27 protein-coding genes, 1 tRNA gene and 2 pseudogenes are annotated in these 18,890 nt (G+C 41.3%); 15 read left to right on the top strand and 15 right to left on the bottom strand.

Translation table 11 applies throughout. The annotated features are described in order from the left end of the window. Positions 1-32 precede the first annotated feature (32 nt). The 3 genes from IAR63_RS18510 to IAR63_RS13620 all read left to right on the top strand — a co-directional run bounded on the left by IAR63_RS18510 (position 33) and on the right by IAR63_RS13620 (position 1,361). Positions 33-404 (top strand): hypothetical protein, encoded by a 372-nt coding sequence (locus IAR63_RS18510; RefSeq protein ID WP_235678275.1) that lies wholly within the window; start codon positions 33-35, stop codon positions 402-404. Positions 405-576: 172 nt separating this feature from the next. Beyond that, entirely contained in the window at positions 577-1,059 is a 483-nt protein-coding gene (locus tag IAR63_RS18505; protein WP_235678274.1) for a hypothetical protein, read from the top strand. Positions 1,060-1,163: 104 nt separating this feature from the next. Further along, complete coding sequence (locus IAR63_RS13620; protein ID WP_187707511.1) at positions 1,164-1,361, top strand: hypothetical protein; 198 nt, start codon at positions 1,164-1,166, stop codon at positions 1,359-1,361. Positions 1,362-1,672: 311 nt separating this feature from the next. On the opposite strand, the gene IAR63_RS13615 is transcribed toward IAR63_RS13620, so the two are convergent. Beyond that, positions 1,673-2,389: a pentapeptide repeat-containing protein gene (locus IAR63_RS13615; protein ID WP_187705633.1), complete on the bottom strand. Its 717-nt coding sequence runs from the start codon at positions 2,387-2,389 to the stop codon at positions 1,673-1,675. 191 nt (positions 2,390-2,580) lie between these two features. Here IAR63_RS13615 and IAR63_RS13610 point away from each other — a divergent pair, with 191 nt between their 5' ends. The 3 genes from IAR63_RS13610 to IAR63_RS13600 all read left to right on the top strand — a co-directional run bounded on the left by IAR63_RS13610 (position 2,581) and on the right by IAR63_RS13600 (position 3,664). After that, complete coding sequence (locus IAR63_RS13610) at positions 2,581-2,721, top strand: hypothetical protein (protein ID WP_187705632.1); 141 nt, start codon at positions 2,581-2,583, stop codon at positions 2,719-2,721. Between the two features lie 40 nt (positions 2,722-2,761). After that, on the top strand, positions 2,762-3,052 hold the full coding sequence (locus tag IAR63_RS13605; protein ID WP_235678273.1) for a hypothetical protein: 291 nt from the start codon (positions 2,762-2,764) through the stop codon (positions 3,050-3,052). A 303-nt stretch (positions 3,053-3,355) separates the two neighbouring features. Beyond that, the gene (locus IAR63_RS13600) at positions 3,356-3,664 is read left to right on the top strand and encodes a hypothetical protein (RefSeq protein ID WP_187705631.1); all 309 of its coding nucleotides are present in this window, start codon (positions 3,356-3,358) and stop codon (positions 3,662-3,664) included. 190 nt (positions 3,665-3,854) lie between these two features. Here IAR63_RS13600 and IAR63_RS13595 read toward each other — a convergent pair whose 3' ends face one another. Further along, complete coding sequence (locus IAR63_RS13595) at positions 3,855-4,166, bottom strand: pentapeptide repeat-containing protein (protein ID WP_187705630.1); 312 nt, start codon at positions 4,164-4,166, stop codon at positions 3,855-3,857. 162 nt (positions 4,167-4,328) lie between these two features. Between IAR63_RS13595 and IAR63_RS13590 the strand changes: the two genes are divergently transcribed. Genes IAR63_RS13590 through IAR63_RS13580 form a run of 3 tightly spaced genes read left to right on the top strand, consistent with a single transcriptional unit; the run spans position 4,329 to position 5,253 of the window. Then, a complete protein-coding gene (locus IAR63_RS13590; RefSeq protein WP_187705629.1) occupies positions 4,329-4,757 on the top strand; it encodes a hypothetical protein in 429 nt (142 codons plus the stop codon). Then, on the top strand, positions 4,754-4,951 hold the full coding sequence (locus IAR63_RS13585) for a hypothetical protein (RefSeq protein WP_187705628.1): 198 nt from the start codon (positions 4,754-4,756) through the stop codon (positions 4,949-4,951). The genes IAR63_RS13590 and IAR63_RS13585 overlap by 4 nt, the downstream gene beginning before the upstream one ends. Next, positions 4,951-5,253, top strand: a complete 303-nt coding sequence (locus tag IAR63_RS13580; protein ID WP_187705627.1) for a hypothetical protein — start codon at positions 4,951-4,953, stop codon at positions 5,251-5,253. The genes IAR63_RS13585 and IAR63_RS13580 overlap by 1 nt, the downstream gene beginning before the upstream one ends. Before the next feature lie 108 nt (positions 5,254-5,361). On the opposite strand, the gene IAR63_RS13575 is transcribed toward IAR63_RS13580, so the two are convergent. Further along, positions 5,362-5,889 (bottom strand): pentapeptide repeat-containing protein, encoded by a 528-nt coding sequence (locus tag IAR63_RS13575; RefSeq protein ID WP_187705626.1) that lies wholly within the window; start codon positions 5,887-5,889, stop codon positions 5,362-5,364. A gap of 249 nt (positions 5,890-6,138) precedes the next feature. Between IAR63_RS13575 and IAR63_RS13570 the strand changes: the two genes are divergently transcribed. Continuing rightward, positions 6,139-6,384 carry a hypothetical protein gene (locus tag IAR63_RS13570; protein WP_235678272.1) on the top strand — a complete coding sequence of 82 codons (246 nt, stop codon included), beginning with the start codon at positions 6,139-6,141 and terminating at the stop codon, positions 6,382-6,384. A 22-nt stretch (positions 6,385-6,406) separates the two neighbouring features. Here the strand turns inward: IAR63_RS13570 and IAR63_RS13565 are convergent, their stop codons facing one another. From IAR63_RS13565 to IAR63_RS13555, 3 genes are all read right to left on the bottom strand, one after another. Further along, positions 6,407-6,832, bottom strand: coding sequence for a type II toxin-antitoxin system VapC family toxin (locus IAR63_RS13565; RefSeq protein ID WP_057177679.1), 426 nt, complete (start codon positions 6,830-6,832; stop codon positions 6,407-6,409). Next, on the bottom strand, positions 6,819-7,058 hold the full coding sequence (locus IAR63_RS13560; protein WP_057177680.1) for a hypothetical protein: 240 nt from the start codon (positions 7,056-7,058) through the stop codon (positions 6,819-6,821). The genes IAR63_RS13565 and IAR63_RS13560 overlap by 14 nt, the downstream gene beginning before the upstream one ends. A gap of 668 nt (positions 7,059-7,726) precedes the next feature. Then, positions 7,727-8,845, bottom strand: a complete 1,119-nt coding sequence (locus IAR63_RS13555; protein ID WP_187705625.1) for a GUN4 domain-containing protein — start codon at positions 8,843-8,845, stop codon at positions 7,727-7,729. A 97-nt stretch (positions 8,846-8,942) separates the two neighbouring features. On the opposite strand from IAR63_RS13555, the gene IAR63_RS13550 reads away from it, so the two are divergent. Further along, positions 8,943-9,602, top strand: coding sequence for a hypothetical protein (locus tag IAR63_RS13550; protein ID WP_187705624.1), 660 nt, complete (start codon positions 8,943-8,945; stop codon positions 9,600-9,602). Positions 9,603-9,677: 75 nt separating this feature from the next. On the opposite strand, the gene IAR63_RS13545 is transcribed toward IAR63_RS13550, so the two are convergent. The 5 genes from IAR63_RS13545 to IAR63_RS13525 form a co-directional block, all read right to left on the bottom strand. Continuing rightward, entirely contained in the window at positions 9,678-10,352 is a 675-nt protein-coding gene (locus IAR63_RS13545) for a nucleotidyl transferase AbiEii/AbiGii toxin family protein (protein WP_006278946.1), read from the bottom strand. Then, a complete protein-coding gene (locus IAR63_RS13540; RefSeq protein ID WP_006278945.1) occupies positions 10,349-10,858 on the bottom strand; it encodes a hypothetical protein in 510 nt (169 codons plus the stop codon). Before IAR63_RS13540 ends, IAR63_RS13545 begins: the two co-directional genes overlap by 4 nt. 244 nt (positions 10,859-11,102) lie before the next feature. Next, positions 11,103-12,185, bottom strand: a complete 1,083-nt coding sequence (psbA, locus tag IAR63_RS13535) for a photosystem II q(b) protein (protein WP_006277031.1) — start codon at positions 12,183-12,185, stop codon at positions 11,103-11,105. Positions 12,186-12,457: 272 nt separating this feature from the next. After that, positions 12,458-13,063, bottom strand: a complete 606-nt coding sequence (locus IAR63_RS13530; RefSeq protein ID WP_187707472.1) for an IS630 family transposase — start codon at positions 13,061-13,063, stop codon at positions 12,458-12,460. Then, positions 13,038-13,406 (bottom strand): helix-turn-helix domain-containing protein, encoded by a 369-nt coding sequence (locus IAR63_RS13525; protein ID WP_187705623.1) that lies wholly within the window; start codon positions 13,404-13,406, stop codon positions 13,038-13,040. The genes IAR63_RS13530 and IAR63_RS13525 overlap by 26 nt, the downstream gene beginning before the upstream one ends. 343 nt (positions 13,407-13,749) lie before the next feature. Here IAR63_RS13525 and IAR63_RS13520 point away from each other — a divergent pair, with 343 nt between their 5' ends. After that, the gene (locus IAR63_RS13520) at positions 13,750-14,265 is read left to right on the top strand and encodes a thioredoxin domain-containing protein (protein WP_187705622.1); all 516 of its coding nucleotides are present in this window, start codon (positions 13,750-13,752) and stop codon (positions 14,263-14,265) included. Between the two features lie 104 nt (positions 14,266-14,369). After that, positions 14,370-15,221 (top strand): cytochrome c biogenesis CcdA family protein, encoded by an 852-nt coding sequence (locus IAR63_RS13515; protein ID WP_187705621.1) that lies wholly within the window; start codon positions 14,370-14,372, stop codon positions 15,219-15,221. A 268-nt stretch (positions 15,222-15,489) separates the two neighbouring features. Here the strand turns inward: IAR63_RS13515 and IAR63_RS13510 are convergent, their stop codons facing one another. Further along, positions 15,490-16,512, bottom strand: coding sequence for a glycosyltransferase family 2 protein (locus IAR63_RS13510; protein ID WP_187705620.1), 1,023 nt, complete (start codon positions 16,510-16,512; stop codon positions 15,490-15,492). Positions 16,513-16,558: 46 nt separating this feature from the next. Next, positions 16,559-17,275 carry a C40 family peptidase gene (locus IAR63_RS13505; RefSeq protein WP_235678271.1) on the bottom strand — a complete coding sequence of 239 codons (717 nt, stop codon included), beginning with the start codon at positions 17,273-17,275 and terminating at the stop codon, positions 16,559-16,561. A 342-nt stretch (positions 17,276-17,617) separates the two neighbouring features. Here IAR63_RS13505 and IAR63_RS13500 point away from each other — a divergent pair. Both IAR63_RS13500 and IAR63_RS13495 read left to right on the top strand, forming a co-directional pair. Continuing rightward, positions 17,618-17,773 (top strand): annotated as a pseudogene (locus IAR63_RS13500) (pentapeptide repeat-containing protein); the annotation flags it as partial. A 139-nt stretch (positions 17,774-17,912) separates the two neighbouring features. Continuing rightward, positions 17,913-18,069 (top strand): annotated as a pseudogene (locus IAR63_RS13495) (pentapeptide repeat-containing protein); the annotation flags it as partial. 3 nt (positions 18,070-18,072) lie between these two features. On the opposite strand, the gene IAR63_RS13490 reads toward IAR63_RS13495, so the two are convergent. Together IAR63_RS13490 and dhaL are read right to left on the bottom strand one after the other, a co-directional pair. Beyond that, a tRNA-Val gene (locus tag IAR63_RS13490) sits at positions 18,073-18,146 on the bottom strand. 98 nt (positions 18,147-18,244) lie between these two features. Continuing rightward, on the bottom strand, positions 18,245-18,889 hold the full coding sequence (gene dhaL, locus IAR63_RS13485) for a dihydroxyacetone kinase subunit DhaL (RefSeq protein ID WP_187705619.1): 645 nt from the start codon (positions 18,887-18,889) through the stop codon (positions 18,245-18,247). Position 18,890: the final 1 nt, after the last annotated feature.

Below are 18,890 nucleotides of genomic sequence, written 5' to 3'. Positions count from 1 at the left end.
CCTGGGATTCTTCTCAAGGGAAAAATTTGAACATGGACACAGGCGATTGCGAAGCACTCCCTACGGGAGATCGCATTACACTCCCAATGGGTGATCGCTCTCATCTAGGTGCATTTCATATTCGGTTCCCATTTGGGAAAACATTGACGGTAAACGTTTTCCGTCAAAGGATAAATCAGTTATTTCAAGGGGGTGGGGATATTTGGAGGGCGATCGCGAAGCACTCCCTAAGGGATCTCGCATTCAGTGTTCCCCCCGATTCCTTCTCAAGGGAAAATTCTGAATGTATTGAGAGGCGATCGCGAAGCACTCCATACGGGAGACAGCACATTCTCAATGGGCGATTGCGAAGCACTCGCTACGCGAGATCGCTCTTAGAGATTATCCCCCTAGTTCCTTCTTAAGGGAAAATTTTGAAGGTGTTGAAGGGCGATCGCTCTTAGACATTATCCCCTAGTTCCTTCTCAAGGGAAAAATTTGAACATGGACACAGGCGATTGCGAAGCACTCCTTACGGGAGATCGCAATTAGAAATTCCCCCACCTCCCTTCTGAATGGAAAAACCTAAAACTGGAGATGGGCGATTGCGAAGCACTCCCTACGGGAGATCGCATTACACTCCCAATGGGTGATCGCTCTCATCTAGGTGCATTTCATATTCGGTTCCCATTTGGGAAAACATTGACGGTAAACGTTTTCCGTCAAAGGATAAATCAGTTATTTCAAGGGGGTGGGGATATTTGGAGGGCGATTGCTAAGCACTCCCTGCGGGAGATCGCATTCAGTGTTCCCCCCGGTTCCTTCTCAAGGGAAAAACCTGAACGTGTTGATAAACGATTGCGCAGCACTCCCTTTGGGAGATCGCGAAGCATTCCCTACGGGCGATTGCGCAGCACTCGCTACGCGAGATCGCATTACATTCTCAATGGGCGATCGCTCTCATCTAGGTGCATTTCATATTCGGTTCCCATTTGGGAAAACATTGACGGTAAACGTTTTTCGTCAAAGGATAAATCAGTTATTTCAAGGGGGTGGGGATATTTGGAGGGCGATTGCTAAGCATTCTCTATGGGCGATTGCGCAGCACTCCCTTTGGGAGATCGCATTCAGGGTTCCCCGTGTTTCTTCTCAAGGGAAAATTTTGAAGGTGTTATTGGTAAAAGGTGATAGGATTTGCGGGCGATCGCAAAGTATTCCCTATGGGCGATCATCTTCCCGCATCTTCTCAAGGGAAAAACGTGAACGTGTTATTACTAAGAGGTGATGGGATTTCAGGGCGATTGCGAAGCACTCCCTGCGGGCGATCGCGTCTGACCATCTTCTCAAGGGAAAACTGTCAACCTGTTATTGGTAAGAGGTGATGGGATTTCAGGGCGATTGCGCAGCACTCCCTGCGGGCGACCGCATTACACTCCCTACGAGATCATGGATATAGGACTAATAATGAAACGCCATTACCCAGGGTGGTGATTAGGTGGGGATTGACCGATAGCAAGGGGAATCCTTTGGAGGATGAGGAACGCACTTGGCCTAGTTAGTTCAACATTGACGAGTTGAAGGAGGTGACTTAGAGAATGAATTCCCAAAGGTGGTTTTTCGGGATGATTTACCAAAAATTTTTCAATGTTTTCAGATATTTTCATCCCGTAAATATGTAACTCAGAGAATGTGATTACCGGATAGTATTTGTTAGGTTAACGTTTCTGAGGTTAGCACCTTCTAGGTCAGCATCAGAGAGGTTAGCACCAGAGAGGTCAGCATCTCTTAGATCAGCACCTTTTAGACTAGCGTTTCTGAGGTTAGCACCAGAGAGCCTATTATTAGTAAGGTCAGCACCAGAGAGGTTAGCATCTCTTAGGTCAGCATAAGAGAGGTTAGCACCTTTGAGGTTAGCATCAGAAAGCTTAGTATTTTTTAGGTCAGCAAAAGAGAGGACAGCATAAGAGAGGTTAGCATTAGAAAGCTTAGTATTTTTTAGGTCAGCAAAAGAGAGGACAGCATAAGAGAGGTCAGCATCAGAGAGGATAGCACCTTTGAGGTTAGCCTCAGAGAGGAAAGCACCTTTGAGGTTAGCACCTTTGAGGTTAGCATCAGAAAGCTTAGTATTTTTTAGGTCAGCAAAAGAGAGGTCAGCAAAAGAGAGGTCAGCATCAGAGAGGATAGCATCAGAGAGGATAGCATCAGAGAGGATAGCACCTTTGAGGTTAGCCTCAGAGAGGTCAGCACCTTCGAGGTCAGCACCAGAGAGGTCACATTCTGGACACTTACGGGTTGCTAAAAGTCTGTCTAGGTCAGACTGGCTATAAGCATAACTAGGACTAGTGCCAATGCTAAAAGAGGAAACAAGAAATAAAGTCAGTATCAGCGCTAATGTGAGAAATTTTTTCATTGTCTTAAATCCGTAACCAAATTATCGAGGTAAATTATACATGACCTTTCTTATCCACAAAAGAGCAAATAATAGAAATAACCGCAGGGTAATGAGTAAGATATTTAACGTCAACAAGTTTTATCTTTATTCAAGTTCCATTCATAAGTTAGTAGTGAGATCTTGCTACGGGCGATTGCGCAGCACTCCCTTTGGGAGATCGCATTCAGGGTTCCCCGTGTTTCTTCTCAAGGGAAAATTTTGAAGGTGTTGATAAACGATTGCGCAGCACTCCCTTTGGGAGATCGCGAAGCATTCCCTACGGGCGATCGCTCTTAGACATTATCCCCTAGTTCCTTCTCAAGGGAAAAATTTGAACATGGACACAGGCGATTGCGAAGCACTCCCTACGGGAGATCGCTCTCCTCCAGGAAGGAGAATTTATATCTAGGCTCATTTCATGTTCGGTTCCTGTTTGGTAGAAGATTGACGGTAAACGTTTTCCGTCAAAGGATAAATCAGTTATTTCAAGGGGTAGGGATATTTGGAGGGGGATTGCGAAGCATTCCCTGTGGGCGATTGCGCAGCACTCCCTATGGGAGATCGCGAAGGACTAGCAACCTGGAGACTGTCCGTGGGGGAGACCGGGAATCAATTCCCGGTCTCAAAGCGCAAGTCGGTTGAAAACCGACTGGTTTTGTCGATTGGGTTGAGAAAACGGGATATAAATGCGATTGCAAAGCACTCCCTTTGGGAGATCGCAAAGCACTCGCTACGCGAGATCTCATTTAATAATTCTTCTCACCTTCTTCTCAAGGGAAAAGTTTGAATGTGTTGAGGGGTGACCGCGAAGCATTTCCTACGGGCGATCGCTCTCCTCCAGGAAGGAGAATTTATATCTAGGCACGTTTCATTTTCGGTTCATGTTTCGTAAAAGATTGACGGTAAACGTTTTCCGTCAAAGGATAAATCAGTTATTTCAAAGTTTTGGGGATATTTGGAGGGCGATTGCGCAGCACTCCCAATGGGCGATTGCGAAGCACTCGCACTCGCGAGATCGTATTCAGGAAATCTCCCCCAGCTTCTTCTCAAGGGAAAAATCTGAATGTGTTGAGGGGCGATTGCATTACACTCCTCGTGGGCGATCGCATTCAGGGTTCCCCGTGTTTCTTCTCAAGGGAAAATTTTGAAGGTGTTGAAGGGCGATTGCGCAGCACTCCCTTTGGGAGATCGCATTACACTCCCTACGAGATCATGGATATAGGACTAATAATGAAACACCATTACCCAGAGTAGTTATTAGATGGGGATTGACCGATAGCAAGGGGAATCCTTTGGAGGATGAGGAACGCACTTGGCCTAGTTGGTTCGACATTGACGAGTTGAACGGGGTGACCTAGGGGTGGTTTTTCGGGATGATTTACCAAAAATTTTTCAATGTTTTCAGATATTTTCATCCCGTAAATATGTAACTCAGAGAATGTGATTACCGGATAGTATTTGTTAGGTTAACGTTTCTGAGGTTAGCATCTTCTAGGTCAGCATCTCTTAGGTCAGCACCAGAGAGGTTAGCACCTTTGAGGTTAGCACCTTTGAGGTTAGCATCAGAAAGCTTAGTATTTTTTAGGTTAGCATAAGAGAGGTCAGCACCAGAGAGGTCACATTCTGGACACTTACGGGTTGCTAAAAGTCTGTCTAGGTCAGACTGGCTATAAGCATAACTAGGACTAGTACCAAGGCTAAAAGAGGAAACAAGAAACAAAGTCAGTATCAGCGCTAATGTGAGAAATTTTTTCATTGTCTTAAATCCGTAACCAAATTATCGAGGTAAATTATACATGACCTTTCTTATCCACAAAAGAGCAAATAATAGAAATAACCTCAGGGTAATGAGTAAGATATTTAACGTCAACAAGTTTTATCTTTATTCAAGTTCCATTCATAAGTTAGTAGTGAGATCTTGCTACGGGAGATCGCATCACACTCCCAATGGGCGATCGCGAAGCACTCCCTAAGGGATCTCGCATTCAGTGTTCCCCCCGGTTCCTTCTCAAGGGAAAAACCTGAACGTGTTGATAAACGATTGCGCAGCACTCCCTTTGGGAGATCGCGAAGCATTCCCTACGGGCGATTGCGCAGCACTCGCTACGCGAGATCGCATTACATTCTCAATGGGCGATCGCTCTCATCTAGGTGCATTTCATATTCGGTTCCCATTTGGGAAAACATTGACGGTAAACGTTTTTCGTCAAAGGATAAATCAGTTATTTCAAGGGGGTGGGGATATTTGGAGGGCGATTGCGCAGCACTCCCTTTGGGAGATCGCATTCAGGGTTCCCCGTGTTTCTTCTCAAGGGAAAATTTTGAAGGTGTTATTGGTAAAAGGTGATAGGATTTGCGGGCGATCGCAAAGTATTCCCTATGGGCGATCATCTTCCCGCATCTTCTCAAGGGAAAAACGTGAACGTGTTATTACTAAGAGGTGATGGGATTTCAGGGCGATTGCGAAGCACTCCCTGCGGGCGATCGCCTCCCTACATCTTCTCAAGGGAAAACTGTCAACCTGTTATTGGTAAGAGGTGATGGGATTTCAGGGCGATTGCGCAGCACTCCCTGCGGGCGATCGCTCTTCCCTAGGCACGTTTCATGTTCGGTTCCCGTTTGGTAGAAGATTGACGGTAAACGTTTTCCGTCAAAGGATGAATCAGTTATTTCAAGGGTTTTGGGATATTTGGAGGGGGATTGCGAAGCATTCCCGACGGGATCTCGCATTCAGGGTTCCCCGTGTTTCTTCTCAAGGGAAAAACCTGAATGTGTTGAGCGGCGATTGCGAAGCACTCTCTGTGGTATCTCGCCAGTTTTGTTCGCAGGAAACTAAGCGATAACTATGGAATCACCCGTGATTTGTTTGAGTTAACCCACGCCTGGAGACTGTCCGTGGGGGAGACCGGGAATCAATTCAAGGTAGGTACAGCACAACCGGTTTTTTCTATTTATCTATCGTATAGTTGGAGAAATTGCCATTTACGGTCCAGCTTAGCATTCTTGAAACTACTACCTGCCACCTCAGCACGAGAGAGGTCAGCATTTGTGAGGTCAGCACCTTTTAGGTCAGCATTTGTGAGGTCAGCACCTTTTAGGTCAGCATTTGTGAGGTCAGCACCTTTTAGGTCAGCACCTTTTAGGTCAGCACCTTTTAGGTCAGCACCTCTGAGGTTAGCACCTGTGAGGTCAGCACGTCTGAGGTAAGCATCTTTGAGTTTAGCACCTTTTATGTCAGCATCAGAGAGGTCAGCATTAGAGAGGTCAGCACTAAACAGTTTAGCACTAGACAGGTCAGCACCAGAAAGGTTAGCCTTTCTAAGGTCAGCACCAAAAAGGTCACATTCTGGACACTTACGAGTTTCTAAAAGTCTGTCCAAATCAGACTGGCTATAAGCATAACTAGGACTAGTGCCAAGGCTAAAAGAGGAAACAAGAAACAAAATCAGTATCAGCGCTAATGTGAGAAATTTTTTCATTGTCTTAAATCCGTAACCAAATTATCGAGGTAAATTATACATGACTTTTCTTATCCACGAAGGAGCAAATAATAAAAATAACCTCAGGGTAATGAGTAAGATATTTAAGTTCAACAAGTTTTATCTTTATTCAAGTTCCATTCATAAGTTAGTAGTGAGATCTTGCAACGTGCGATTGCGAAGCACTCGCACTCGCGAGATCGCATTTAATAATTCTCCGCACCTTCTTCTCAAGGGAAAAACCTGAATGTGTTGAGGGGCGATTGCGCAGCACTCCCTTTGGGAGATCGCATTACATTCTCAATGGGCGATCGCTCTCATCTAGGTGCATTTCATATTCGGTTCCCATTTGGGAAAACATTGACGGTAAACGTTTTTCGTCAAAGGATAAATCAGTTATTTCAAGGGGGTGGGGATATTTGGAGGGCGATTGCTAAGCATTCTCTATGGGCGATCGCGCAGCACTCCCTTTGGGAGATCGCAATTGCAAGATAGCATTTATGGTGACTGCACTACATCATAAAAATTCCTGAAAGAGGTTATCAAATGGTTCTGTATTTTTCCAGCGATAGGTGTTAAAATCTCGATAATCAACTGACAAAATTCGCCCATGACCTAGTTGTTCTGCCAGAATAACGAGAGAAGCATCGGCCAAATCCATCGGCAAATCTTGATATTTTTCTATCAGTTCTTCAATACGCTGGCAATGATTTTGTTTCAGATCAAAGATTTGTAGTTTTCCTGTGGAAATTTTATTAATAAAGATTTTTGGAGCATCCACTCCTACTCTTTTTTGTAATAAATAGCAAGTCTCCGTAACGACGCACCAGGTTGTAATAAATTGCTGATTAGCTAAATCTTGAAATCTTTTTTTGGCGGCTATATGAACTGCATCTTGTTTATTAGCAAGAGCTAACCAAAAGCCTGTATCAACTATGATCATATTTTTGATTAAGTTCAGTATCTAAATAGTTTTTATAGTTTTTTGAGAGGTCTGTTTCAGCTTCTATACAACCGATAAAGTCTGACCAGTCTTGCAAGGAATTTTCTGAAGTTCGTTGTTGATTAAGAGGATAGCGTTTTTTCAGAACTTCTACAAGTTCGATTATGATTTGTTGTGCATAGGGAGGAAGAGACGCAATATCTTGTTTAATTGTATCTAAGTTCATAATCTGATTTTGCTGTTTCTTTGATTATACTTTAGGGAGAATCAGATAAGGTGAGTTAATGAAATGTAACGCAGTTTATCGATAATTCACTTAGTTCACCTTCAGGTCGCACTTTAAGCTCTTACTTCATCTGGATTGTAAACTGGCGATCGCATCACACTCCCTATGGGCGATTGCGCAGCACTCCCTATGGGAGATCGCTCTCCTCTAGGGACGTTTCATGTTCGGTTCCCGTTTGATAAAAGATTGACGGTAAACGTTTTCCGTCAAAGGATGAATCAGTAGTGATGGGGTAACAACATGGCATCCAGCCTTTTTAGCGTTAGGAAAAACTTTAGATGAGTGTGCAAACATTTATAAAGGATTTTGTCAAAAATATCGTCCTCAACCGAAAAAGGTAGAAAAAAACCGATGGGGGAGTAAACTTTTAGCCGGGATGAAACCAAATCAAAAAAAGAAGGGAACATCACCAGGACAGCTAAAGCTTTTTTGGGATGAGTTAGACATAACTAATAAGGAAATAATAAAGGCAGCAACAATATTTGTCAAGGCAAATTGTTATACACCTAATCCTAAAAATAAATAGTACCAGGTATCCGAAACCCTGGAACTAGCAAGGTTTCGTTAATTTCTTGTTATTTACAAAAGTTAACAATACTATCAAACCTTTATGGGTTACACTCTGCATGTCTTGACAGGAGGGAAGGAGACGAATTATATGCAGCATCAGCCGCTAACCCCCACCCAACCGGGAGTTGACCCGTGGGTGCGGATAATGAAAATGATGAAAAGTTTAAATCGAAGTAATAGAGCCATGAACCTTGTTTTCTCCATCCCACCCTGTCTCCGAAGGATCTCCATACATTCTCATCATATTGTTTTGTTCCTCCCAGGTTTTTGTATATTTCTTGTTGGACAGATATACCAAATTTACCCTGACTATATTTTAACCACAGATTGTCAATGGTGCGCAATTCCTTACAGGGAAAATTTTCTGCATCTTCTATTCTCAACCAACCTTTGCTTTGTCTGTTAGCTACTGCTAACATTACTTCGTCTGTTTCTAAATCTGCTTCTCTAAAGTCTTGAGCTTTCAACAAGGTTTCTAATCTTTTGTACCTGCTCGGGGTGGGGGGTGGTGCATTTAAAAAGGTCTGAAGTGGAATTCCATATTCTTCTGGTGTACCGCGTCCATCTCCTAGGCTTTGACTGTGGGTTAGCCCATGAATACCTACTAATTTACCATTCTCATCTAGGATGGGACCTCCACTCATTCCTTTTAATGCTCCTATTCTATATACCAAGCTATATCCCCCGTCTCTTGGTTTTTTTAAAATCCGGGAGATTCCATCAAATCTAAAGGTAAAGTCTTGTTTAGAAGGAAACCCACTAATATAAACTACCTGCCCTATGGTTACAGTATTAGAGTCACCCAATGCCACTACTTGATATTTTTGGTCACTGTTAAATTGAAGGGTGGCTAAATCAAGATTAGGTATTTCTGTTACGTTATTTGATTGGTATTTTCTCCCATCGTAGGTGATAATTTCAAATGCGCCTTTATACTGAAAAACATGGGAATTGGTTAATACTGTGTAAGTGTTACCATTTTTATTGATAATTACACCTGAACCTTGGTCGGGACCGCTAAGGCGAACAGTCACCCTTTCAGCGATCGCGCCGATTTCTTTGGTAGTTAGGGCAATAGTAATAAATGGATAGAATATGGTAATAAAGGTGACAAGAATTGCAATAGTGATTAGTTGGGTAAGTTTTTTGCGGTTCATCTCATGGGATGGGTGAGTTTTTTATCAGTATAGCTATTGTCTCCCAAACCAAGAAACTAGGGCTAATGTATAATAGGGGTATGCCAAAGGAGTGACTATGCCACGTAAACAGCAAGTACCAAAGAAAGAAGAGCCAAAGCAGGAAACAAAACTGCAAATAATATCTGTGGTTAGGAAAACTGCTGCTCCCCCTCCAGTGGAATCTAATCCTGATGAGATTATTCCACCTGCTGAGGAAAATAAAAAGGCTACCCCCCAAAAAGCTGCAAGAAAAAAATCTCAAAAAGCATCACCTGTGGTTCTAGCTCCACCACCACCTCGGGATGTTACACCCCCAGTTGAAATACCCTCAGTGGTTATGACTCCCCCAAAAGACAGGGAGGTAGCATTACCTATTGAAATGATTCCATCAACTCAACCAGATGTTACACAACCGGTCGAAACTACTCTGCTAAAAGACCAGGAGGTAGGAGAACCAAATGTAGAATCATTGCCTGATGAAAAGACACAATACAAAAAGAAAGAGAAATTCTATATCTTTAAACGCCCCTACAAATTTACTCTAAAGGGCGATATAAATTTAATTAAGTGGGAATGCTCTTGTGGATATGAAGACGAAGTGTCTGTGCTTGTAGGAATGGAAAATTTACTTGTATTTTGTTCCCAGTGCGGGAAACCCAATAAGTTCAGAGGAACTCTATTAAGTCAAAAAGGCGCAACAGTTGGGGATGAAACTATCCCTGATGTCTCCCCATAAAAAAAGCCCCCCACTAGGTGAGGAGCTTTTCATTTACCAGTATTTGTTATTAACCGTTGATTGCGGGAGCATTAATTATTGTGCTAACCTTTGAATTAGATTCAAAATTAATTGGTCACGACCAGCATTTTTTGATGCAAATGAAAGTTGACTAGGAGCTATTTCTAAAAGGTTTTCAAATTCAGTTTTAATCCATGTTTTTATAAACTTCTTGACTTTTATATCTCCCTGTTCTATTTCTTGTTCTAAATTAGGACAGCCATCCAGGAGTAAAACAATATCCTCTAAATCATGACTAGTATAGAAATTGCGATTTCCTCGACTATTAAATGCCTCAATTTTTGAAGCTAAAAGATAAGTTACCGGGAAAATATTTATTTTTTGACTACTTGGAAAAGTATAAATAATTGATTTTTTTATTCCTGGCTTGTACCAAGAATTGCTAAAACCAAGGATAGAAGTATCGTCTGGCATTATATCTAATATTAATTCCTGATACCGCCAACGACATATAACTTTACCTTTATCCTGTTCAAGTCCAATTTGACGTAGCTCTTCTTCAAAAAGATAGTATTTATTACGAGGAGTAATATTGATAACGCAATCTACATCATTCGTAGGACGGGCATCAATAGCAGAAATTTCGTCAAGATATAGTGATATTGTTGCCCCACCTATAAAAACTATTTTTTTATTTAATGCGGCAAGTAATTTTGCCGCCTTTTCAAGCATTTGTACTTGTTCATTCATCTGATTGTCAGTTTCTTTTCTAGCTCTTGACTAGCGAGATTTTGTTCTCGCGCACGACCAACCCGAATTGCATCCACCAAACTCAACAACTCATAGAGTTCTGGGTCATTTTTTACTGCAGCAGGAACAGATTTATATAATGGGGTAATACTTTGTCCTCTCACAGTTCCCTGTGGATCACTCCATACGTAGATATCGGTAGAATTGACATTCAGTAAATTTTTTAATGGTTCTGCTGAATGTGCAGTAGCAATTCCCCTCGTTAAAGGACCAGGTTTTTCAGGAAATACGTATTTCAGTCCGTGAATGAGGAATTCAAGCAAAGAATGGTTTTTCACTTTTCTAGTAGACCAATCATACAACCCACTGGACTGACATCTTTTGAGACCAGCATAAACTTCCGAAGGACTAATGTGTAATGCAGTGCCAAGCTGGTTATAAGTCCATTCTGAGTTTTTTAAGTTGTGTACTTTCAGCAAGACAACGATATCTTGAGGTTTTAGCATGACGAGATTTTCGATGAATCTACATTTTATTCTATATTCGCAAATCGCAAATTTATTTGCCATAATTGCCAGTTATGAAAAAAGTCTCCCACTACGTGAGGAGCTAATTGGAATATTAACCAGTTGGGACCCACCGAAGTTAAAGAGGCGATTGCAAAGCACTCCCTACGGGAGATCGCGAAGCACTCCCCATAAAAAAAGCCCCACACTAGGTGAGGAGCTTTTCATTTACCAGTATTGATTATTAACCGTTGATTGCGGGGGCGGTTAATGCTACAGGTGCTACTTCACCAGCAGCTAGGTCTAAGGGGAAGTTGTGGGCGTTACGCTCGTGCATTACTTCCATACCTAGGTTAGCACGGTTGATTACGTCAGCCCATGTACCGATTACGCGTCCTTGAGAATCAATGATGGATTGGTTGAAGTTGAATCCATTCAGGTTGAATGCCATGGTGCTTACACCCAGTGCTGTAAACCAGATTCCTACTACTGGCCATGCTGCCAAGAAGAAGTGCAGTGAACGGCTGTTGTTGAATGAAGCATATTGGAATATCAAGCGTCCGAAGTAACCGTGTGCTGCTACGATGTTGTAGGTTTCTTCCTCTTGTCCGAACTTGTAACCATAGTTCTGAGACTCGGTTTCGGTTGTTTCTCTTACTAAGGAAGATGTTACCAAGGAACCGTGCATAGCGCTGAACAAGCTACCACCGAATACACCTGCTACTCCTAACATGTGGAAGGGGTGCATGAGAATGTTATGCTCTGCTTGGAACACAATCATGAAGTTGAAGGTTCCAGAGATACCTAAGGGCATACCATCAGAGAATGAACCTTGTCCGATGGGGTAGATTAAGAATACTGCGGTAGCTGCTGCCAAAGGAGCGGAGAATGCTACGCAAATCCAAGGACGCATGCCTAACCGGAAGGATAGTTCCCATTCACGACCTAGGTAGCAGGCTACACCAATCAAGAAGTGGAAAATTACTAGTTGGTAAGGACCACCGTTGTATAACCATTCATCTAAGGATGCAGCTTCCCAAATGGGGTAGAAGTGCAAGCCAATGGCGTTGGAGGAAGGAACTACAGCACCGGAGATGATGTTGTTACCGTACATTAGGGAACCAGCTACGGGTTCGCGGATACCGTCGATGTCCACGGGGGGAGCAGCAATAAAAGCAATGATGAAGCAAGTAGTAGCTGCGAGAAGGGTGGGGATCATTAACACCCCGAACCAGCCAATATAGAGGCGGTTGTTGGTGCTGGTGATAAATTCACAGAAGCGATCCCATACGTTGGCGCTTTGGCGCTGTTGAATGGCAGTGGTCATGGTTTTATAATTGCGGTTTTACGAGAGATTTATGTATGTTCTGGTAGGTGTTTCTACCTTATGAACTTATATTAAGACAAATATTTAGTTTTGTAAAGAGGTTTTTACAAAATTTTTAATAATTTTGCCAATTAGGGATTTTCCTATATGTGGTAGGGGTTTCCGATTATTAAGTTACTAGTTTTGACCCTCAGTTTCACTTGTAATGATTATTTTATGTTAACTCCTATGTAATTTAATTTGATTAAGTTAGCTTTTATTTACAGCGGTTTTCATGTAAATAAACCACAATGATTGAACCAATTAAGCGCATCCTCTGCTGTAATATAATTTACTGCACTTGTCATGGCCTCATTTAGGGCTTCTAATGTTCGTGCCTCCCGACTACGGAGAAATTGCTTTAATTTTGACCAACACAATTCTATCGGAGATAAGTCTGGAGAATAGGGGGGTAAAAACTTAACTTTTGCACCGACTGATTCAATTGACAATCTCACGCGCTCGGCATAATGAACCTTTAAATTATCCATAACAACAATAGCCCCTTTCCATAATTGAGGTACTAAAACCTGATTTACATAAGTGACAAATACTTCTGTATTTGTGCTTCCCTCTACAGTCATTGCTGCCAGAATTCCATCCATATTTAAAGCACCAATCAGAGAAATATTTTTGCCCTTGTTTCCTGGTACGCTACCAATTGCTCTTTGTCCATCTTGGCTTCTGGCAAACAACCTTGACATCCCTAAATTTATCCCCGATTCATCTAAAAACACTAAATTTCTAATATCAACTGTATCTACCCAACGACGATAATCATGCCTTAATTCTTGAACACGTGGAGTCTCCTGTTCACTGGCATTTAGACTTTTTTTTATGACGTAGACCCAACTTTTCTAAGGCTCGATGCATGGTTGTGATACTAACACTAGTGCCCGTCGTTTCTCTCAGGCGATCGCACAATTCTGAAAGTAGTAAATCATTTTTCTCATCCAGCCAAGACTTGATCATGTTTAAATATTGGCCTGCAATTATAGGCTTTTCATATCCTCCACATTGCTTTGGCTCAACTTGCCCAGTTTCACGATAATGACGTACTAAATTTCTCACAAATGATAAGCTGACCTTGAATCTTTCGGCCAACTGGCGTTGAGATCCCTCTCGAGCAACCCATGCTACAATCACGCGATTACGCAAATCTATTGAATAAGGTTTTGGCATATAATTTGACAGCACTTCTACTCTATTTTAGTTTATTACCCTTATTATAGCTTATCTTATTTTGGAGTTTAACTACATGAAAATTGCTGTAAACAAAATCTGAGTAATCATACCAATATATGAAACCGAACGCCCGCATGGGTCTCGTTCCTCGACCCATACTACAATGATATTAGACTTGTTGCAATGGAGTGTTATTCACGTAATTAGTTATACTATTACCGCTACTCTGTATTAAGAAATATTAAGGGGACTGGGTAATAGAATTCCATGAGTTACTATTTACTATGAGTTGCTATGAATTACTACATAACTTTCCACCTTAACTAAAGGAAGTTTAACCATGTTTCAGAAATCAACCTCATTTTCTGCTAGGCTATACGTACTCAGCTTTGCTATTCCTGTTACCCTGGTCATTCCCAGTACCTTTAATGTTTCCGCTGGTATGTTAATTGCAGGGGAACAGACTAGTCCCTATAGAGCTAATGCTTATATCGCAAGAAATGTTGGGGGAGCCTTAGCCAAGGAATTACAGGGCAAACCAGTGGTAGTTGACATTTATGCCAGTTGGTGCTCTAAGTGTAAAAATATTGCCCCTACCCTCTCTCAATTAAAACAACAATATCAAGGAAAAGCACATTTCATTGTCTTTGATGTAACTAATAAAACCAAGGTTCGTGAGTCAGAAGTTAAGGCGAAAAAATTAGGTTTGGGTGACTTCCTAGATAAGAATAAATCACAAACAGGTAGTGTTACTATTATTTCCCCTGGCAATGGTAACATTCTAGGTCAGTATCGCAATAACACCAATTTAAGTGATTACACCTCCGTATTAAACTCTGCAATTTCCCAGAGATAAGGGCAAGGATTAAGGATTTGATGGCAAACATCTTCCGATAATAAGCTAAATGGCCATTTAAAGGGAGATGCTTGCAAGCAATTAAATAATTTGAGGACATTATTATGAGCGAAATAGAAAAAGTGCCAGGGGAAAAAAAGCCTATATACAGCATTAAAATATCGCGAAAGATGCTATTATATATAGCATTAGGACTAGTAGCTTTAATTATTGTTATTACCCTGGGTACAGTCATTAGCCAACCCTTAGAAAGACTAATTTCTGTTGTAGAAAACCTTTATGAAAAGTGGTTTGAAAAACAGAACACAGCCAATCCACTGGTTTTACTACCTCTGGCATTTATTGGTGGATTATTAGCCAGCATTTCTCCCTGTATTCTTGCCCTACTTCCGGTTAATCTAAGTTATATTGGTACCCTAAAAATAACATCCCGTTGGGATGCTTTTAGTCAGTCCGGTTTATTTGTGCTAGGTAGTGTTACCATTTTAAGTCTATTTGGTTTGGTTTCATCCTTTGCTGGAATGGTAATCATAGAATACCGAGGTTATATCAACATAGTAGTTGGTTTGATTATGTCCATAATGGGACTATGGTTAATAGGAGTAATTAAAATTTACCTCCCCCAGATAGACTTAAAACTTCCTAACAGCGGTCCATACAGTGTGGGTCTAACCTTTGCTCTGGTTAGTTCTCCCTGTGCTAGTCCGGTGTTATTTGCAGTGTTAGCAGCAGCTGCTGCTACTGGTTCTCAAGTTTTAGGTACACTTACCATGGTCAGTTATGCTTTAGGATATACAATTTTGATTTTTCTAGCCAGTCTATTCACAGGGTTAGTTAAACAGAGTAGGAACTTGTTACAACATTCAGAAACTATTATTCAACTAGGCAGTGTAGCTTTAATGCTTACAGGCATTTATTATTTGTACACAGGTACAGTATGGTTTTTTGGTGGGTGAGTAAGTACCCAGGCAAATTTAATTTTACATATTCATTGAAGAAATAATTTCTGTAAGGGTTATCTGTTAGGTCTTTTCAGTTATCAGTTCCCTCCCTGAACTGCGAAATTTATTTTGCACGACCACTTATCCCATAATTTGTCCTTTTCAAATAGAGGAAATTCTGGATGAGGACTTTTATGGAGACTAACCATTACTTAAAATTGTTTGATTTAGAACCCTACCAGTCTGCTGACAACCGAAAAACTAGGAAATACAGCAGAACTTCCTAGTGAATTCCCTTATGAGGAGAGTCAATCACAACTTCCCTCACTCGATATATTGGCTTCCCCTGGGACTCATGATAGGTACGCATTAGCATTTCCGCTAATAGTCCAAAACAAAATAACTGTACTCCCGTGACAAGCAGTAATACTGCTAAAATCAGTAAGGGACGACTACCAATTTCCAGATAAAAAAACAACTTGAGGATGGTGAGGTAAATACTTAGTCCCCCTCCAATAATCATTGACCCTAAACCTAATAATCCAAAAACGTGCATTGGACTAGTAAGAAACTTTTTCATAAAAAGAATAGTTATTAAATCCATTAATACCCGAAAAGTCCGGTATATGCCATACTTGCTTTTACCAAAACGTCTTGCATGATGACGTACGGGAATTTCTGCAATCCTGGCTCCTTCAATATATGCTAATGCAGGTAGGAAGCGATGTAGTTCTCCGTATAGGTTCATATCTGCTACTAATTCTGCACGGTAAGCTTTGAGAGAACAACCATAGTCATGAACATAAACACCGGTAGCGCGACGAATTAACCAGTTAGCAATTTTCGAGGGTATGAGACGATTTATGGCTCCATCCTGGCGATTTTGCCGCCAACCAGTCACTAAATCATAACCTTCATCTAATTTACTCAATAAGTTGGGTATATCAGTGGGGTCATTTTGTAAATCCGCATCTAAGGTAACTATGGTTTTACCAGTAGCATAATTAAAACCAGCAGACATAGCAGCTGTTTGTCCATAATTCCGTCGCAAAATTATTACTTTTAGATCATTGCGCATTTGAGCCTGAGTTTTGAGAAACTCTGCTGAACCATCCTTAGATCCATCATCTACGCAAATAATTTCATAATTTAATTTATTCACTTGTAAAGCTTGACAAATTCCTTCTAACAATAATGGCAAACTTTCTAGTTCATCTTTAATCGGCAAAACTACTGAAACGTCAAGTGCTTTATATTGACTACTAGATAATTTTTCATTGGTGGCTGGCAGTGGATAATTAGTCATAAGTATTACCAAGTGTGGAAATAAGTAGGGTTGGAATTGGTAGTGGTTAATGTGGGTGTTGGGGAATAGGGGTGTAACTTCTTACAACTCTGCCAGATCCACGCAGTTGTTCATAGTATAACTGACTAATGCGATCGCCATCTGGTGATAATTGATCAATTCCGATTCCGTTGCGTCCCTGGTCTTTTCCCGAGCTGTGAATATAATATCCATTTCCTAAATATAAACCCACATGGGTGGCTTTTTGGTTAGTACCAAAAAATACTAAATCTCCTAGCTGTATCTCATTAATATCTATAGTTTGAGTAAATGCTTCTTGTTGATAAGCGTCCCTTGGTATCCACACACCAACGGATAGAAAAGCAGCTTGCACTAAACCGGAACAATCATAATTGGGCCCTACGGTTCCGCCCCATAGATAATAATTGGTTTGTCTCATGGCTTTTTGAGTAAATTCAATTACTTCTGGTACAAGTTTCTCGATTTCTAAGGCGGTAAAATTAGCTGGTTGATAGGGTTTTGTGGCAAGTTTTAATAAGCGCAAATCATTGGGATCAATCCATCCTCGGTACTGATCTTCACACAAATAAACTTCAACACAAGTATCTTGAATTTGTCCTTCCTGGGGAATTCTTAAATTCCTTCCCCTAGCAGCTTGGGTTGCTAATCGGACACATTCAGGAGAATCATAAATGTTTAGGTTGCTTATACATTGATATTCAATCATTTCCATAATGTTTTCTTGGGCAAGTTCATGGTCCATACAAAAAATTCCCAGTATTTTACGTGTCAGTTAATAAACTGTCACCATCCAGGTTGGTTACTCACTTTGTAGGGAATATTCTAAATTACATGCAAGGAGTGATACCTCTTTACTCAGGTTTGTTATTGACTTCGCTCTGCTCCGTCTAATGGAAATGTTTGAAGTTCTCCATACCAAGTCTGGAGTAAGTTGGTGAAACTTATACGGGGGAGTACCTGAGTGCCTTAAAGAAACTCAGGTGCTTTTTTTTGACTGCTTATGGCTAAAGCTATATACTTAAACTACTGCGGTACACTAAAGTTAGCCTATTTCTTAATCTCTTTTTTGGGTAAGCGTGAATAAATGGAAGCAGAAGATGTAAAACGGCTTTATGCCACAGGCGAGAGGTACTTTGTATCTGCTGATTTGATTGGGATCAGACTTATTGATGCCTATTTGCCCGGAATCAATTTCTGGGGGGCAGATCTAAGTAGAACTAATTTGGCTAGGGCCAAACTTTAGCAGCCACAAAATAACATAAAGACAACACTGGAATATTGAAGAACCGCATCACGGTTAAATATCAAGGCGAATAAATTCGCCGTTGGCACTTCCTGTCTAAAGCCAAGTGGCTTCCGTGCCTTTCGGCGATTTTCTTGTGAATCTTTCTAATGCCAATCTTAGAGGGGCTAAACTACACCAAGTTCTATGGTGCTAACTTGAATGGTGCTATGTATGACATGAGCACTAGACTACCAAGGGGTTTTGACCCACTCAATCATGGCATGCGCAAGGTGCAAGGTGTGAGATGTTAGGAGTGGACGTAACTGGATTCGAACCAGTGACCTCTACGATGTCAACGTAGCGCTCTAACCAACTGAGCTATACGTCCTTAACTCCAACCCACCCCACTATATCATACATATTTTCTGTGTCAAGTTCCTCATCTATAGGCAAAATTCAAATCAGCACAAGAGATTGGTTGGCAGATTATTTCCATTTCCTGGCTCCCTCTACCACTTCTAATAAACTCCTGAGCATTAAATAGGCAGATGTACCTCCAGGATCTTGATGTCCCATACTACGCTCTCCTAAATAACTGGCTCTACCTTTTTTTGCTATCATAGGTATGGTATGTCTTAGTCCCTGCTCTGCTGCATCCACAGCCATTCTCAGGGCCGAAATTGTGTCTTTATCTTCTGTCACAGCCTTTTCAAAGGCCAACACAGCAGGATGTATGACGTCTACCATTGTTTTATCCCCTAACTGAGCCTTACCTCTTTCTACTACTCCATCTAAACCAGCTTTCAGAAAAGCTAATATATCCCTTGTAGTTAGCTGGTTCTTCCCCATGGTGATGTCACTACCTCTTAAAAACCAGGTTCCGTATAACGGACCACTAGCACCTCCTACACTGGATATGAGGGTCATGCTCACTGTTTTCAAAATGCTGCCAATATCTTTCCCCTCAATGCTTGGTAGAATGCTACTTACTCTTTTGAAACCCCTATCCATGTTAATTCCATGGTCTGCATCACCAATGGCAGCATCTAGTTCAGTTAATTCTTGCTTGTGATGTTCAATGACGGAACTAAACACTTGCAACCATTCAACAATTTGCACCTGAGTAATCATT

The organism is Cylindrospermopsis curvispora GIHE-G1 (assembly GCF_014489415.1).
Lineage (GTDB): Bacteria > Cyanobacteriota > Cyanobacteriia > Cyanobacteriales > Nostocaceae > Raphidiopsis > Raphidiopsis curvispora_A.
Note: the sequence above shows the minus strand (reverse complement) of the source record. Positions and strands in the feature narration are given on the sequence as shown.

Bases quoted from the DNA above. Each gene is read 5' to 3' on its own strand.
- IAR63_RS18510 (WP_235678275.1), top strand. From the start codon at position 33: ATGGACACAGGCGATTGCGAAGCACTCCCTACGGGAGATCGCATTACA.
- IAR63_RS18505 (WP_235678274.1), top strand. From the start codon at position 577: ATGGGCGATTGCGAAGCACTCCCTACGGGAGATCGCATTACACTCCCA.
- IAR63_RS13615 (WP_187705633.1), bottom strand. From the start codon at position 2,389: ATGAAAAAATTTCTCACATTAGCGCTGATACTGACTTTATTTCTTGTT.
- IAR63_RS13595 (WP_187705630.1), bottom strand. From the start codon at position 4,166: ATGAAAAAATTTCTCACATTAGCGCTGATACTGACTTTGTTTCTTGTT.
- IAR63_RS13580 (WP_187705627.1), top strand. From the start codon at position 4,951: ATGGGATTTCAGGGCGATTGCGCAGCACTCCCTGCGGGCGATCGCTCT.
- IAR63_RS13575 (WP_187705626.1), bottom strand. From the start codon at position 5,889: ATGAAAAAATTTCTCACATTAGCGCTGATACTGATTTTGTTTCTTGTT.
- IAR63_RS13565 (WP_057177679.1), bottom strand. From the start codon at position 6,832: ATGATCATAGTTGATACAGGCTTTTGGTTAGCTCTTGCTAATAAACAA.
- IAR63_RS13560 (WP_057177680.1), bottom strand. From the start codon at position 7,058: ATGAACTTAGATACAATTAAACAAGATATTGCGTCTCTTCCTCCCTAT.
- IAR63_RS13555 (WP_187705625.1), bottom strand. From the start codon at position 8,845: ATGAACCGCAAAAAACTTACCCAACTAATCACTATTGCAATTCTTGTC.
- IAR63_RS13550 (WP_187705624.1), top strand. From the start codon at position 8,943: ATGCCACGTAAACAGCAAGTACCAAAGAAAGAAGAGCCAAAGCAGGAA.
- IAR63_RS13545 (WP_006278946.1), bottom strand. From the start codon at position 10,352: ATGAATGAACAAGTACAAATGCTTGAAAAGGCGGCAAAATTACTTGCC.
- IAR63_RS13540 (WP_006278945.1), bottom strand. From the start codon at position 10,858: ATGCTAAAACCTCAAGATATCGTTGTCTTGCTGAAAGTACACAACTTA.
- psbA (WP_006277031.1), bottom strand. From the start codon at position 12,185: ATGACCACTGCCATTCAACAGCGCCAAAGCGCCAACGTATGGGATCGC.
- IAR63_RS13525 (WP_187705623.1), bottom strand. From the start codon at position 13,406: ATGCCAAAACCTTATTCAATAGATTTGCGTAATCGCGTGATTGTAGCA.
- IAR63_RS13520 (WP_187705622.1), top strand. From the start codon at position 13,750: ATGTTTCAGAAATCAACCTCATTTTCTGCTAGGCTATACGTACTCAGC.
- IAR63_RS13515 (WP_187705621.1), top strand. From the start codon at position 14,370: ATGAGCGAAATAGAAAAAGTGCCAGGGGAAAAAAAGCCTATATACAGC.
- IAR63_RS13510 (WP_187705620.1), bottom strand. From the start codon at position 16,512: ATGACTAATTATCCACTGCCAGCCACCAATGAAAAATTATCTAGTAGT.
- IAR63_RS13505 (WP_235678271.1), bottom strand. From the start codon at position 17,275: ATGGACCATGAACTTGCCCAAGAAAACATTATGGAAATGATTGAATAT.
- dhaL (WP_187705619.1), bottom strand. From the start codon at position 18,889: ATGATTACTCAGGTGCAAATTGTTGAATGGTTGCAAGTGTTTAGTTCC.